Below are 14,131 nucleotides of genomic sequence, written 5' to 3'. Positions count from 1 at the left end.
GAGAGCGGCCACATAAAAGCTTTCAATTAAATGTGGTCGCGCCCGTGGATAATACTCTTTTTGAGGCTATGCCCGTCGCGGTCTTTACGACTTACGACTCACTGTCCTTCGACAGGCCTACGCGCAGGTCAGTTGCCTTGTAAATTGTTTCACCGTCTGCCTTGAGCCAACCGTCAGCTGTACCCAGAACCAAACGACCGCGCATCACGCGTTTGAAGTCGATACCATATTGCAGAAGCTTGGTATGCGGACGCACCATGCCTTTGAATTTGACTTCGCCTGTGGACAGCGCCATACCGCGACCCGGTTCACCGAGCCAGCCGAGGAAAAAGCCGGTCAGCTGCCACATGCCGTCGAGGCCGAGACAGCCAGGCATGATCGGATTGCCCTGAAAATGGCAAGGGAAATACCAGTCATCCGGGCTCACATCATATTCAGCGCGGATATAGCCTTTGTCGAACTCGCCACCGGTTTCGGAGATTTCAGTGATACGGTGTACCATCAGCATCGGCGGCAGAGGCAGCTGGGCATTGCCCGGACCAAACATTTCACCGCGAGCGCAGCTGAGAAGCTCCTCATATCCGTAACTTGACTTCTGCTCTGCCATTACCGACTCCAATCATTTATCTGTCTGTTGTCTGGACAGCCCGAAACGAACACATTCGTCAGGCTCAGACAAAATCTTTGCACACCCCTAACACAGAGTGTTTCCTGCTGTAAAACACCTGCAAGAAACTATTTGCCTGTCAAGATATACAGGAATAGCTATTGCCAGTCATTCGTTCAGCGCATATATCAATCTTGTGACAGGATGGGCAACAGCCCTCAAGCATTAATTTTGAACCAATTTGTTTCAAGCTTCTGACAGGTCAGTGATGAATATTCATTCCTCCCATGCCAGCAACGCTTCGATTGAGGAGCGCCTTCGGATCGCCGGTCTCAGACCGACGCGTCAGCGGGTTGCGCTTGCCAGCCTGATTTACGCCCATGGCGACCGCCATCTTTCCGCAGAAGAACTGCATGAAGAAGCTGTTTTTGCTTCCGTGCCGGTTTCTCTTGCCACCGTATATAATACGCTGCACCAGTTTACTGAAGCCGGTATGCTGCGTATTATTTCGGTCGAAGGATCGAAAACCTATTTCGACACCAATATTTCCGACCACCATCACTTTTTTGTCGAAGGCGAAAATATTGTCTTCGATATTCCCGATGGTGAAACCGGCCAGCCTGTCGTCAGCAATCTGCCGAAAGCTCCGGAAGGCATGGAAATCGTTAATGTTGATGTAATTGTGCGGTTACGTCGTAAAGACTGACACGCCTGCTTAAAATAAATCCGGAAATTTACTGATCTTCCGCTGACGGGGTGATTTCGCGCCCCATCAGTGAGCTTTGCAGCATTGTGGTCACGCGCTCTTCCATGATGCGTGCCAGTTCTTTGCGGCTGGTATCTGCAAACACGCGCATCGGCTCACCAAAGCGGATCTCGACATCAATCGCGCCTTCTTTGAGAATACCTTTGAGATGCGGCATCAGTTGCACATCGCCCGGCCATGAGGCAATCGGACGGTGAAAACGCCCCATCGGCATTCCGTGAACTCCCGTATAGGCGATGGAAACCGGCTGCACGATTACCTGCTCCTCGCCTGCCTCACGAATAGCCGCATGGGCAGCGCCGAATAATGACGTTTTAAACGGCAGCACGCGGTTACCATCCGACGTTGTTCCTTCCGGAAACAGAACCATCGCATCACCGCCAGCCAGACGCAGGGCAATATCCGAGGCCTGCTGTGCTGTCCGGCCTTTTTTCTCACGTTCAACAAAGACAGTGCGCTGCAAAACCGCAAAAGTGCCGAAAACCGGCCATTTGCGCACTTCGGATTTGGCGATGAAACAGACATTGGCAACGGAGGATAAAACGACAATATCGCTCCATGACACATGATTGGCGACCAGCAGTAACGGGCGATCCTGCACGATCTCGCCCTTTACCTTCACGCGAAAGCCCAGCAACCATGCAGCAATCCGATGGAAAAAACGCGGCAGCGATTGCTGCCAGCCCAGACGCGCTTTAACAAACAGATATTGAAACGGCACCAGCGAAATAACCAGACTGACAAACAAGCCGAGTATGACCGCAATGCGTATGGCACCGATCATGATACACTCATCGCTTCCGGAAATTGCCTACGCAAAACCAGCGCATTGCTGCGCCCGTGACCGGTTTCATAATAAGCGGGCCGCTGCCCGACCTGAATAAATCCGAGGCGCCGGTAAAGCGCCTGCGCTGCCACATTGCTCTCATCCACCTCAAGGAACAGACTTTCCGCCCGCTCATGATGCAAATGGCGCAAAACAGCTTCCATCAGATCCCGTCCGATGCCACGACGCTGAAAAGCTGATGACACTGTAATCGTCAGAATTTCCGCCTCACCGGCGACCAGACGCGCCAGTACAAAACCGGCAGCCTGTTTTGGTTTACCCACAGGGCGGGCGATAAAGCCGAAAATATTGCCTTGCGAGAGCATGCCTGCAAAATCTTCCTCGCTCCATGCATGGTGGAAAGCCGGTGCATGGAGATCCGCGAGCTCAGCGCAATGTGCCTGCATCAGCGATTCATAGGCAAAACTCTGACGCGAAAAAGGAAGACCAATCATCCGCGCTCCTGATCCGACTGGCGGCGGGGCAGTGCAAATCCGGTCTGCGGCTTCACATCCGGCCCGCGCATATAAAGCGGCTCAGGGGGCATGCCTGCCTCACGCTGTGCCGCAAGACGCGCAAAAGTACCGATGGATGCATAGGCGGATGCACTGATAATCCGGCGTTCGCTGCCCTCTGCTGTCTGTAATTGCTCTGCGCCACTACCCGCCAATGCATAATCATCGCCAAGCTGCTGCAAAACCGGCAGCAACTCTGCCGCGCTGCCTGCAAGCGGTGTTGTGGAGGCGATACCATCGGCATCAAAACCCTGCGCATAAATATCACCGCGATAGGCAGACAGGGCAATCAGGACAGATTGCGCCGGTGCCCCGGCCTGCATTTCATGGCACAGCGCTTCAAAACCGCTCACACCAATCACCGGACAGGATAATGCCAGCCCGAAGCCACGTGCCGCAGAAACACCGACACGCACGCCTGTGAATGAACCGGGGCCGATATTAACCACGATACGACTAACCTCATTGCGGGAGATTTTTGCAGCCTCAAAACACTGCGCAACATAGTCCAGCAGCAATTCCGCATGGCCTTTGCCAATATCATGGCTGACCTCAGCAAGAAGCTGCTGCGTCTGCGGGTCATAAAGGGCGGCAGCACATAAACTGCCTGCGGTGTCGAGAGCAAGTATAGTCATGGCTTACGACCTAAAACAGAATTCGGTTATCGGCAAGTACAGGCAGTCAGGTTGCGTAAGAATTCTGCCTTGTCAGCTCAATAGGGCAACACCGATATCTATACAGAATGATGCACAAAAATCTGCTTAAACTCTTTAAATCACTGGGAACAATCCTATCTTTGATACGTTAGGTTTATAGCAGTATCTGCTGCTTCCGGTTTCTTGTGCTGCCACCTCCCGGCAGCCCCTCAGGCAAACGAAAATTTGTCCCTTCATAAAGGAAATCACTATGTCTGCATCCAAACTGAAAAATCATCCGACAAAAAACAATCTGCCGACCAATGCCAAAACCACGGTTATTGCCCTGCTGAACAAAAATCTGGCTGCGATCCTTGATCTTGCGCTGATAACCAAGCAGGCACACTGGAACCTCAAAGGCATTCAGTTCATTGCCGTGCATGAGATGCTGGATACATTCCGCACCGATCTGGATGAACATTCGGATGCAATTGCAGAACGCGCCGTTCAGCTCGGCGGCACTGCGCTTGGCACAAGTCAGACAATTACTGAGGCGAGCATTCTTAAGCCATATCCGGAAGATATTTACGCCATCAAAGACCATCTTCATGCGCTGATCGATCATTACGGCGCTGTGGCCAATCTGGTGCGCCAGTCCATCAAAGATGCCGCTGAGGCAGGCGACGATGACAGTGCGGATATTTTCACCGCTGCATCCCGCAGCCTCGACAAATCCCTGTGGTTCCTTGAAGCGCATATTCAGGAATAATCAGAACAGATTTCCGAAACACCGCCTGTCCCGGGACAGGCGGTGTTTTAAATTGGTGACGATTTAAAGAGCGTCAGCAATGGCCTGAAAAACAATAATGCTTTCATCTTTCATTTTCTGACCATCCTTATTGTAATCCGCATAGGCGGAAGTTTTGGCAATCACCACTTTGCGCTCGGGATTGACGTAGATAAACTGCCCGTAAATACCGACAGCGACAAAATCCCCCTGCGGTTTCCCCGGTATCCACCACTGATAGCCATAGCCCAGCGGCTTGCCCTGTACAGGATCATCCCTGCCCGGCATCAGATGCGGTGCATCCGGTGTAACGGAAGCATGTACCCATTCAGCCGGTACCAGTTGCTCACCTCTGAAATTACGCCCTCCATTCATATAAAGCAGGCCGAAACGCGCATAATCACGCAACACCGCATTCAGCCCGCCTGCCGAGACTGCGTCGCCTTTCGCATCAGCCAGCCAATAGGCATCAGCTTCTGCGCCCAGACGCGACCATAATTTTTCCCTAAAATAATCAGTCATCGGTTTGCCGGTTGCGCCTTCCAGCACCATAGACAGCACCTGCGTATCGGCGGAAACATAAATATTGACCGTGCCCTGTTCCCGCACTTTCTGCAGATGAGCAGTGAAGTCCTTCACCGAGCCGGTCAAAATCTGGATAATGTAGCGTACAATATCGGATGAGAGATCACCATAATCCTCGTTAAAGCCGATCCCTGATGACATTTGCAGTGCGTTCTTGACGGTCACCCCTTTGTAGCCGCCCTCCGCCAGTTGCGGTGCATAATGATCCACAGTCTGATTTATATCGATCAGACCATCCCGCACAGCATTGCCAATCAGAAACGAAATCGTGGATTTCGACATCGACATAGCGATTGCCTGCGTTGCAGCCATATTGCCACGCTCATAGCGCTCATAGGCAACAGCACCGTCTTTCAGCACTATGAAACCGGTCGTCTGCGTGCGTTCCAGCCAGTCCGCGACCCGTTTTGTCTCTCCCTGATAAAGATAGGTTTCAGGCAAAGGTCTTTCATTCTGCGGCAAGGGACTGACTTCGCCGCTATGTTCTACACGGATAGACGGGTAGATTTTATAAAGTGAACGGAAATTTTCATCAATCACATCGGGCTTGAATGTATTGGCATATTGATAGACCGCATAATATTCGTGAATTTGCTTACGAAAAACAAAGCCCACACCTGCCGCGATAATCAGCAACAGAGCCAGACTATATAAGCTCATGCGCAGCGGTCTTTTCATGATACAGCCCCTCCCGACACAATTATCAGCCCGCTTACGATAAACCGGATTATCGCTCCGGCAAGCTGCAATTCCCGAAATGCTTTTAAAAATAAAAATAGCCGCCGCTTGTTAAAAAAAGCGGCGGCTATTGTTATGAAAGCATCGGGAATTCAGATACTATCAGGCAACCCATTCGCCTTTGCGCATCACAGGCACGGATGTTCCGTCTTGTGCAATGCCGTCCACATCGATCTGATTGGAACCGATCATCCAGTCGATATGGATAAAGCTCTTATTGCCGCCCTGTGCCGCAATCTGTTCCGGCGTGAGATCAGCACCATTGATGAAACATTTGGAATAGCACTGACCAAGCGCAATATGGCTGGCAGCATTTTCATCAAACAGCGTGTTGTAGAACAGCAAGCCACTCTGCGAAATCGGCGAGGAATGCGGCACCAGAGCCACTTCACCCAGACGACGCGCACCTTCATCCGTATCCAGTACCTTGTTCAGCACGGATTCGCCCTTGCTGGCTTTGGCCTCGACAATCCGGCCGCCTTCAAAACGCACGCGGATATCATCAATGATCGTACCCTGATGTGACAGCGGTTTGGTGCTGGAAACAGTCCCTTCCACGCGCAGAGCATGCGGCGTTGTGAAGACCTCTTCTGTCGGAATATTCGGATTGCAGGTAATGCCGTTTTTAGCGGTCGATGAGCCGCCATGCCATTCATGGCCATCAGCCAGACCAACGGTCAGATCTGTATCCGGTCCGGTGAAATGCAAAGCGCGGAAATTACGCTCATTGAGAATTTTGGTACGTTTGCGCAATTGCGCATTATGATCTGCCCATGCGGCTACAGGATCAGCATTATTCACACGCGATGCGGCGAAAATTGCTTCAGCCAGTTTATGTGTCGCCACATCCGGCGCATCATCCGGAAAGACCAGCTTTGCCCATGACGGGTTCGGATAGGAGACGATATTCCAGTTAATGTCGAAACCGGCAATTTTTTCCAGCGCAGGCTGATAGGCCATCGACAGCGCTTTATTGGCACGGGCAACTTTTCCTGCATCCTGTGCGGAAAGCAACATCGGATTATCGCCGGTGATTGCAAGGCGCGCTGCACCGCCGGCATAGGCTTTGGCCATGCCCTGATAAAGCCAGTCACTGGCATGGTCGAAGCTCTCATCCGGCGCATATTGGAAACGCGACAGCGCCATGTCTTCATCGGAGAAAAACGGCGTTACCAACCCTGCACCGGTTTTATAGGCATGTTCCGCAATACGGCGCACCAGCGGCAATGCGATAACCGGCGCGGTAATGACCAGATCCTGCCCTTTACGCAATTGCAGTCCGACTTTAACCGCGACCTCTGCCAGCTTATCCAGTTTAACCGGATCGATAATTGCATCCGCGTGATTGTTTTGGCTGAAATCTGACATCACATACTCCGCTTATTTTCATTGATCATCACAGATACTCCTGCAAGAGCCAGCAAGCTAGAGCTTTAGCAGGATTTTATATTGTCGCTGTAGCCACCAAAGCGGAACAGCGTTAATATGCCATATGAAGTCATATTTATCGGAACAAATCCATGAACCGAAACTCCAATAATGCGCGATCATTTCAGAAGCTGAGTCTTGTTGCAGGACTGTTTGCGATAGCGCTGGCAGGCTGCACGACACTTACACCGGAACAGCAGCGTGCTGAGGATGAGAAAACCTGCATGAGCTATGGTTTTAAACCCAAGTCTGAAGCCATGGCCAATTGCCTGCTGCAAATTCATCTCGACCGCCGCGCCGATATCCGCGCATGGCAGAATGAACGGCCGCAATTCTCCACACCGATGGTTATTTACCAGCCGGTGGTGGTGCCGCGCTGATCTTCATCTCCATAAATAAAAAGCCCGCTTCACGCGGGCTTTTTCATTTCAGTCGATAACAAGATGGGGATCAGCTTGCCGGTTCAGGACGATCCTGCGTCAGCAACAATGCACCGATTGCATCAACTTTCTGCTTGTTCATATCTTCCGCACCCGCTGCAAAAGCATTCTGCGTTGCTGAGGCTGCAACCGGTTTGGTTTCAAACGGCAGCTGCGCCGGAACCGGTGTGTTTACAGCCGGCGCATGATAGGCAAGCTGCACCGGTGCTTCCGCTGCAACCGGTTGTGCAGCCTGCACATCCTGCGCAGCCTGTCCGGCAGATGCCACCATCACCGGAGCAACGACAGGCAGGCGGTCTCCTTTACCAGCCTTAGCCGTATCCGTCACATCATAGATGCTGTCCGGCATGGACTGATTTCTTGGTTCATAGGCAGCAGCCAGATTATACGGGGTTTCAGGCAGCGGCGATTCCAGCGTACCGTCTCTGCGGCGCTTTTCGTAGAAAGAATTGCCGCCGGCAACCAGCACATAATGCATATTTCTATACGGGAATTTCAGACCAGCCGTATGGAAGAACATTGCATTCTTCAGTTTCGGATGGCGTTCGCCTTTCAGCACGGAATCCGCCGCTTCTTTCACATCCGGCAAGGCTTTGGAATTCATGGCACGGGTCATAACGCCCGGCGCAAACTGGTTCTTCTGTCCGACAACGCCGCAAATGGTTTCCGGATATTTTTCCGAGACCAGACGGTTCATCACCACCGTGCCGACTGCAACAAGGCCATCACGGCTGGAGCGGGCAGATTCAAAGAACATTGCGCGCTCAAGGCACTCGCGGTCTCTGGAGGTGTATGTATAGGTCTTTTTGCCATTGCGGACGGTTACACCGGATTCCTTGGCAGGCTGTGCAGCCTTGGCAGATTTTGAACCGGTCGAAGTCGTGGTGCAGCCTGCAAGGATAAACGGCGTGGCAACCAGAGCACCGATAAACAGTGTTTTCGCTAAATAAGAGCGTTTCAACGGTTCATCCTTATCAATAATTTCCCGTACACCCGGGTCACACAGAGATCCTGTGCGCGAGCCCCGGGAAATTCGGGGGCTATTAGGGCTAAATAAAGGCGCAAGGCCCGATTTATATTCGTGTTCCGGTTAGCGACAACCGGTTAAAATTTACCCCAAGAAAATGCGCCTCATTAGTTAACGCTTTGTTAACGCATTCTTTTGAGTGATTACTAAAATACGCAAGATTACGTAAAGACTTCACTAACCTTGTGAAATGCAGCAGCTTGCCGGATCATGGCTTTGCAGCATTTCCGGTACGATATTGCCTTATTTCACAACCTGATAGCGCCTCAGACACGGGCGCATCATGCAATTGACCGCCCCGTTGCGTTAGTCATAATTCATTACAGCGCGTTACAAATGGCTGATATTTTGTGAAAGCAATTTGCTTTTATGACGCTAGAGCCTTTGCAGACACGGCTTTTCGCAGAATCAGAAATATAAAAACCGGCGTGAATTTTCTTCACACCGGTTCAGTATTTTTCACAAATATCCGGCCGGTTATCAGCCGAAAGCATAACCGGCACCGCGAACGGTGCGAATCGGATCCACTTCACGACCGGTATTGATCGCCTTGCGCAGGCGGCCGATATGCACATCCACCGTGCGGTCATCGACGTAAATATCCCGTCCCCAAATACCATCCAGCAATTGCGTGCGCGAGAAAACGCGCCCCGGTGCCATCATGAAATATTCCAGCAAACGGAACTCTGTCGGTCCGAGTTTGATTTCGCGTTCCTTGCGGTAAACGCGGTGCTGCTGACGGTCGAGAACAATCTCGCCGACTTTCAGCACATGGGAAAGCACACTCGGATTGGCGCGGCGCAACATCGCCTTGATACGTGCCAGCAGTTCCGGTGTGGAGAATGGTTTGACAACATAATCATCCGCGCCAACGGCCAGACCGCGTACACGCTCGGATTCCTCACCGCGTGCTGTCAGCATGATAATCGGCAGACGCTCTGTCTCTGCGCGCTGACGCAGACGGCGGCAAAGTTCGATGCCGGAAACACCAGGCAGCATCCAGTCAAGAACCAAAAGATCAGGGACGTTTTCGCGTAAATAAATTTCGGCTTCATCGCCACGCAGGATCGTATCGACCTGATAGCCTTCAGCCTCAAGATTATAGCGCAGCAATTCGCTGATGGCTTCTTCGTCTTCAACAACCGCTATTCTTGGCGTGTGTGACATTGCGTATCCACTATTCGTTTAGACATAAGGGGGCATTTGCATTCCGGCGCAGCCGGAATGCATGACGTTTATTCTGACAGGCAGGGCTGAACGCCCTGCATATCCACTGCCGGTTAGAACAGCTTAGTTTTTATGCAATTCGTCGAGAACGACGTCATGGCTCAGATCATCTTTCGGACGATCCGGCGGCATCTGATTACCGGTGACAATGTAATAGACTGTCTCGGCAATATTGGTGGCATGATCGCCGATACGCTCAATATTCTTGGCGCAGAACAGAAGATGCGTACAGGCCGTAATATTGCGCGGATCTTCCATCATATAAGTCAGAAGTTCGCGGAACAGCGATGTGTACATCGCATCAATTTCATCATCGCGGTCGCGGACAATATTGATCTGGGTCACAGAACGCGTTGCATAGGCATCCAGCACATCTTTAAGCTGGGTGCGGGCAAGCTCTGCCAGTGTTTCCAGACCGCGATAAAGCTTCACCGACTGACGTGTTTCCGAAACGGCAACAACACGCTTGGCAATGTTTTTGCCCATATCGCCGACGCGTTCCAGATCCGCTGAGATACGGATCGCGCCGATAATTTCGCGCAGATCCACAGCCATCGGCTGACGCTTGGCGATAATCATAATCGCCTTATCATCAATTTCACGTTCGCCTGCATCAAGGATCAGATCCTCGGAAATGACCCGCTGTGCCAGCGCATTATCGGCAGTAACAATCGCCTTGATGGACTGCTCCACCATACGCTCCGCATGACCGCCCATTTCGGCGATTTTACGGGCGAGAAACTTCAGTTCTTCATCATAGGACGTAACCGTATGCTGTGACGGCATGGAAATTTCCTTATCCTGTGGCACTGCCAAAGCAGTCTGTAAAACTCCAGAGCATTTCCGGCTTATATTGCCTCATAGAAAATGCTCTATCTTGTTTGTTTTTACGCGTAAGCTCGATCAGCCGAAACGACCGGTGATATAATCCTGCGTACGTTTTTCTTTCGGCGTAGTGAACATCATATCCGTGTCACCGACCTCTACCAGATTGCCCAGATGGAACATGGCTGTGGTCTGCGAAATACGCGCAGCCTGCTGCATCGAGTGGGTCACGATGACAATCGTATAGTCACGGCGCAACTCGTCAATCAGCTCTTCCACTTTCGCGGTTGCGATCGGGTCAAGCGCCGAGCAAGGCTCATCCATCAGAATAACTTCAGGGCTCACCGCAATGGCGCGGGCAATGCAAAGACGCTGCTGCTGGCCGCCGGAAAGACCTGTGCCTGCATCATTGAGGCGGTCTTTCACTTCTTCCCAGAGACTGGCGCCACGCAGGCTCTTCTCAACGATGACATCCAGATCCGCACGACTGCGGGCCAGACCATGAATGCGCGGGCCGTAAGAAACATTCTCATAGATCGATTTCGGAAACGGATTTGGCTTCTGGAACACCATGCCGACACGGGCACGCAGTTCCACCACGTCGATTTTCGGATCGTAAATATCCTCGCCATCGAGCGTGATAAGACCTTCAACGCGGCAACCCTCAATCGTGTCATTCATACGGTTGAGCGAGCGCAGGAAAGTCGACTTACCGCAACCGGACGGGCCGATCAGCGCGGTTACGCTGTTTTCTTCAATATCCAGATCAACGCCGTGCAAAGCCTGTTTTTCACCGTAGAAAACTTTGACCTTGTCCCCGCGCATTTTGATTTTTTTTGGCAAGGCGTTCATCTTTTCTCCGAGTGTTTTCTCTAAAGTATAATCATTCATCAGGTTCATAGCCGGTTCCTTCGAATCTACCAACGACGCTCAAAACGGCGGCGCAGAATGATTGCGGCAATATTCATCACAGCGAGGAACAGGAGGAGCACAATAATCGCACCCGATGTCCGCTCTACAAAAGCACGTTCTGCTTCATTAGCCCACATAAAAATCTGTACCGGCAGCGCAGTCGCAGGATCCATAGGGGTAACAGGAGCATTGGCAACAAAAGCAACCATACCGATCAGCAGCAGCGGCGCTGTTTCACCCAATGCCTGAGCCAGACCGATAATTGTGCCGGTCAGAATGCCAGGCGCGGCCAGCGGCAGCACATGGTGGAACACAACCTGCGTTTTGGAAGCACCAAGCCCCAGAGCCGCAGCACGGATTGATGGCGGCACCGCACGCAAAGCTGCGCGCGTTGCAATAATGATTGTCGGCAATGTCATCAGCGTCAGCACCAGACCACCAACCAGCGAGGCCGAACGCGGCATGCCTAAGAAGTTGATGAAAACCGCCAGACCCAGCAGACCAAACACGATGGAAGGTACCGCAGCCAGATTGTTGATGTTCACTTCAATAATATCGGTAAAACGGTTTTTACGCGCATATTCTTCCAGATAAATCGAAGCAGCAACACCAATCGGCAGAGCAAACACCAGCACGATCAGCATCATATAGAGCGAGCCGATCAGCGCCACGCCCAGACCAGAGGTTTCCGGACGGCTGGAAGCACCCATTGTAAACAGGCCGGTATTGAAGGACTGTCGCATAACGCCTTCATCCTTCAGTGTCTTCATCCAGCCAACCTGAAGATCGGAGACTTTGCGCTTGCTCTGGTCAACCGACAGGTCGATCTGACCTTTATTGGCCGAGTCAATATCCGCAGCCGCAAGGAATTTGATTGTCTGGGTTGTGCCGATCAGTTTCGGATCAGCCATCACCATTTCACGCAATTGCAGACGAACGCCATCCGAATAGAAACGGGTCATATCGCGCATGGCAGGACGATTGGATTTCTCCACACCGAGCTTATCAGCCAATGCATTGCGTACCAGCAACGGATAATTCGCTGTAATCAGCACATTCGGATTGTTTGCGCGTTCATTGGACGGATCGATCACTTTCTCATCCAGCAGCACCGGAATTTCGATCGTTGTCTGCCAGAAGGCTGTGTAGCCTTTGGAAAACACCGAGAAAAACAGCGCACAGAGGAAGAAGATGCCGATTGCAATTGCAATCACACCATACATGCGGAAGCGGCGTTCGGCAGCATAGCGGCGCTTGATGCCAATATCACGGCGGGCAGGTGCGGTTGAAGTTGTCTTGGGAGTGAAAACAGCGTCGGTCATTCATATTGCTCCCGATATTTACGCACAATGTAGAGAGCGAAAATATTCATCAGCAGGGTCAGGAAGAAGAGCGTAATACCCAGTGCAAAAGCCACCAGTGTCTGCGGTGAGTTGAACTCAAGGTCACCGGTCAGCTGGTTGACGATTTTAACAGTGATCGTAGTCATTGCTTCAAACGGGTTGAGCGTCAGATTGGCGGCCACACCGGCGGCGAGCACCACGATCATGGTCTCACCGATGGCACGGGAAGCGGTCAGCAGCAGCGCACCGACAATACCCGGCAGCGCAGCAGGCAAGATCACACGCTTGATCGTCTCGGAGCGGGTAGCACCCAAGCCCAGAGAACCGTCACGCAGGGAGCGAGGCACGGCAGTGATAATATCGTCGGACAAAGAGGATACGAACGGGATCAGCATCACGCCCATCACTAAGCCGGCAGTGAGCACGCTCTGCGCCATGATGAAACCCTGACCACCGGTCAGTGCGGCACTCAGGTCACGCAGGAACGGGCCGACTGTGACCAGCGCGAAGAAACCGTAAACGATTGTCGGAATACCGGCCAGCACTTCCAGCAGCGGCTTGACGATAGCGCGGGTTTTGGCACCGGCATATTCCGACATATAAATCGCGGCGAACAGACCAACCGGCACCGCGAAGACCATGGCGACCAGTGCGATATAAAGCGTACCGGCAAGCAGCGGGATCAGACCGAACTGGCCATGGGAATCTGTGGCACCGGCAGCGGCAAAACGCGGATCCCAAACCGTTCCGAAGAAGAATTCGTAGGCAGGAACATCGCTGAAGAAATTGATTGTCTGAAACAGCATCGAGAAGACGATGCCGACAGTGGTAAGAATGGCGATGGTTGATGCAGCGATCAGCCCCCACAGCACAATGCTTTCCACATTGTTGCGGGCACGGACGCGCGGTGCAATTGTCATCCAGCCAAAGATAAATCCGGCAATAGCCAGAGCAATCGTCAGGCCTGCGCGGATATTTGAGGATAAGGCGGCTGCCTTGTTCCATTGTACCGCAACCGGCACCATCACATCCTGACCTTCTGTCGCCAGCGCGATGCCTTTTTCAGCCATCAAAGCGCGAACTTCAGAATAGGTCTGCGGCAGGTTTTCACGGCTCGACGGATCAAGACGCTCAAACCCGTGTGCGAGGCTTTTCACCACGCCGAGCGACAGGCTTTCGCTGTAATTTTCAGTGTTGCCGAGAGCATCCTGCAACTGCGATTTGGCAGTCTGCTCCAGATAGACGGTGGCGCTCAGCGACCAGACGACAAATAAAATAATTGCCGGCATGACTGTCAGAGAGAAAACCCACCATCCGTGATAATGCGGACGGGAATGTGGTTTCTCTTTTTTATCTGCCACGTTTTTTACGGTATTCAATTGTGCAACCGCTTTGGCGCGACCAAGGAAAAATCCTGCGACGCCCAGCACGAAGACAATTGTTAAGACCAGCATGATCGACATTTAAATT

General features: G+C 52.1%; 15 protein-coding genes. 3 read left to right on the top strand and 12 right to left on the bottom strand.

Annotation, left to right across the window (positions count from 1 at the left end; translation table 11 throughout):
* Nucleotides 1–91 precede the first annotated feature (91 nt).
* Complete coding sequence (gene fabA, locus LDL70_RS15530) at nt 92–607, bottom strand: 3-hydroxyacyl-[acyl-carrier-protein] dehydratase FabA (RefSeq protein ID WP_075653972.1); 516 nt, start codon at nt 605–607, stop codon at nt 92–94.
* Nucleotides 608–875: 268 nt separating this feature from the next.
* On the opposite strand from fabA, the gene irrA reads away from it, so the two are divergent.
* Complete coding sequence (gene irrA / locus LDL70_RS15525; protein ID WP_022711350.1) at nt 876–1,313, top strand: iron response transcriptional regulator IrrA; 438 nt, start codon at nt 876–878, stop codon at nt 1,311–1,313.
* A gap of 28 nt (nt 1,314–1,341) precedes the next feature.
* Here the strand turns inward: irrA and LDL70_RS15520 are convergent, their stop codons facing one another.
* The 3 genes from LDL70_RS15520 to tsaB are packed head-to-tail and all read right to left on the bottom strand — an operon-like array spanning nt 1,342 to nt 3,349.
* Nucleotides 1,342–2,157: a 1-acyl-sn-glycerol-3-phosphate acyltransferase gene (locus LDL70_RS15520; protein ID WP_225685645.1), complete on the bottom strand. Its 816-nt coding sequence runs from the start codon at nt 2,155–2,157 to the stop codon at nt 1,342–1,344.
* Complete coding sequence (gene rimI / locus LDL70_RS15515; protein WP_075653969.1) at nt 2,154–2,654, bottom strand: ribosomal protein S18-alanine N-acetyltransferase; 501 nt, start codon at nt 2,652–2,654, stop codon at nt 2,154–2,156. The genes LDL70_RS15520 and rimI overlap by 4 nt, the downstream gene beginning before the upstream one ends.
* The gene (gene tsaB, locus LDL70_RS15510) at nt 2,651–3,349 is read right to left on the bottom strand and encodes a tRNA (adenosine(37)-N6)-threonylcarbamoyltransferase complex dimerization subunit type 1 TsaB (protein WP_225685643.1); all 699 of its coding nucleotides are present in this window, start codon (nt 3,347–3,349) and stop codon (nt 2,651–2,653) included. Before tsaB ends, rimI begins: the two co-directional genes overlap by 4 nt.
* A gap of 271 nt (nt 3,350–3,620) precedes the next feature.
* On the opposite strand from tsaB, the gene dps reads away from it, so the two are divergent.
* Entirely contained in the window at nt 3,621–4,118 is a 498-nt protein-coding gene (gene dps, locus LDL70_RS15505; protein ID WP_022711354.1) for a DNA starvation/stationary phase protection protein Dps, read from the top strand.
* Between the two features lie 63 nt (nt 4,119–4,181).
* Here the strand turns inward: dps and LDL70_RS15500 are convergent, their stop codons facing one another.
* On the bottom strand, nt 4,182–5,399 hold the full coding sequence (locus tag LDL70_RS15500; protein ID WP_225685634.1) for a serine hydrolase: 1,218 nt from the start codon (nt 5,397–5,399) through the stop codon (nt 4,182–4,184).
* Nucleotides 5,400–5,561: 162 nt separating this feature from the next.
* Nucleotides 5,562–6,827: an aminopeptidase gene (locus tag LDL70_RS15495; protein WP_225685633.1), complete on the bottom strand. Its 1,266-nt coding sequence runs from the start codon at nt 6,825–6,827 to the stop codon at nt 5,562–5,564.
* A 152-nt stretch (nt 6,828–6,979) separates the two neighbouring features.
* On the opposite strand from LDL70_RS15495, the gene LDL70_RS15490 reads away from it, so the two are divergent.
* Nucleotides 6,980–7,267 (top strand): hypothetical protein, encoded by a 288-nt coding sequence (locus LDL70_RS15490; protein WP_225685631.1) that lies wholly within the window; start codon nt 6,980–6,982, stop codon nt 7,265–7,267.
* A gap of 70 nt (nt 7,268–7,337) precedes the next feature.
* Here LDL70_RS15490 and LDL70_RS15485 read toward each other — a convergent pair whose 3' ends face one another.
* The 6 genes from LDL70_RS15485 to pstC all read right to left on the bottom strand — a co-directional run bounded on the left by LDL70_RS15485 (nt 7,338) and on the right by pstC (nt 14,124).
* Complete coding sequence (locus LDL70_RS15485) at nt 7,338–8,288, bottom strand: cell wall hydrolase (protein ID WP_022709194.1); 951 nt, start codon at nt 8,286–8,288, stop codon at nt 7,338–7,340.
* Nucleotides 8,289–8,834: 546 nt separating this feature from the next.
* Nucleotides 8,835–9,521 (bottom strand): phosphate regulon transcriptional regulator PhoB, encoded by a 687-nt coding sequence (gene phoB, locus LDL70_RS15480; protein ID WP_022709193.1) that lies wholly within the window; start codon nt 9,519–9,521, stop codon nt 8,835–8,837.
* Between the two features lie 123 nt (nt 9,522–9,644).
* Complete coding sequence (phoU, locus tag LDL70_RS15475) at nt 9,645–10,367, bottom strand: phosphate signaling complex protein PhoU (RefSeq protein ID WP_022709192.1); 723 nt, start codon at nt 10,365–10,367, stop codon at nt 9,645–9,647.
* A gap of 117 nt (nt 10,368–10,484) precedes the next feature.
* Entirely contained in the window at nt 10,485–11,258 is a 774-nt protein-coding gene (gene pstB, locus LDL70_RS15470) for a phosphate ABC transporter ATP-binding protein PstB (protein WP_028233202.1), read from the bottom strand.
* Nucleotides 11,259–11,323: 65 nt separating this feature from the next.
* Nucleotides 11,324–12,640, bottom strand: a complete 1,317-nt coding sequence (gene pstA / locus LDL70_RS15465; protein WP_225685629.1) for a phosphate ABC transporter permease PstA — start codon at nt 12,638–12,640, stop codon at nt 11,324–11,326.
* Nucleotides 12,637–14,124: a phosphate ABC transporter permease subunit PstC gene (gene pstC, locus LDL70_RS15460; RefSeq protein WP_022709189.1), complete on the bottom strand. Its 1,488-nt coding sequence runs from the start codon at nt 14,122–14,124 to the stop codon at nt 12,637–12,639. The genes pstA and pstC overlap by 4 nt, the downstream gene beginning before the upstream one ends.
* Between the last annotated feature and the right edge of the window lie 7 nt (nt 14,125–14,131).

Origin of the sequence: Pseudochrobactrum sp. XF203, from assembly GCF_020341615.1 — a bacterium.
In the GTDB taxonomy this organism is placed as follows: Bacteria; Pseudomonadota; Alphaproteobacteria; order Rhizobiales; family Rhizobiaceae; genus Pseudochrobactrum; species Pseudochrobactrum saccharolyticum.
The sequence above is the reverse complement of the archived record's forward strand: the minus strand, read 5'-3'. Positions and strand labels throughout refer to the sequence as shown.

Coding starts and splice junctions, on each gene's coding strand:
- fabA (WP_075653972.1), bottom strand. CDS start 607: ATGGCAGAGCAGAAGTCAAGTTACGGATATGAGGAGCTTCTCAGCTGC.
- irrA (WP_022711350.1), top strand. CDS start 876: ATGAATATTCATTCCTCCCATGCCAGCAACGCTTCGATTGAGGAGCGC.
- LDL70_RS15520 (WP_225685645.1), bottom strand. CDS start 2,157: ATGATCGGTGCCATACGCATTGCGGTCATACTCGGCTTGTTTGTCAGT.
- rimI (WP_075653969.1), bottom strand. CDS start 2,654: ATGATTGGTCTTCCTTTTTCGCGTCAGAGTTTTGCCTATGAATCGCTG.
- tsaB (WP_225685643.1), bottom strand. CDS start 3,349: ATGACTATACTTGCTCTCGACACCGCAGGCAGTTTATGTGCTGCCGCC.
- dps (WP_022711354.1), top strand. CDS start 3,621: ATGTCTGCATCCAAACTGAAAAATCATCCGACAAAAAACAATCTGCCG.
- LDL70_RS15500 (WP_225685634.1), bottom strand. CDS start 5,399: ATGAAAAGACCGCTGCGCATGAGCTTATATAGTCTGGCTCTGTTGCTG.
- LDL70_RS15495 (WP_225685633.1), bottom strand. CDS start 6,827: ATGTCAGATTTCAGCCAAAACAATCACGCGGATGCAATTATCGATCCG.
- LDL70_RS15490 (WP_225685631.1), top strand. CDS start 6,980: ATGAACCGAAACTCCAATAATGCGCGATCATTTCAGAAGCTGAGTCTT.
- phoB (WP_022709193.1), bottom strand. CDS start 9,521: ATGTCACACACGCCAAGAATAGCGGTTGTTGAAGACGAAGAAGCCATC.
- phoU (WP_022709192.1), bottom strand. CDS start 10,367: ATGCCGTCACAGCATACGGTTACGTCCTATGATGAAGAACTGAAGTTT.
- pstB (WP_028233202.1), bottom strand. CDS start 11,258: ATGAACGCCTTGCCAAAAAAAATCAAAATGCGCGGGGACAAGGTCAAA.
- pstA (WP_225685629.1), bottom strand. CDS start 12,640: ATGACCGACGCTGTTTTCACTCCCAAGACAACTTCAACCGCACCTGCC.
- pstC (WP_022709189.1), bottom strand. CDS start 14,124: ATGTCGATCATGCTGGTCTTAACAATTGTCTTCGTGCTGGGCGTCGCA.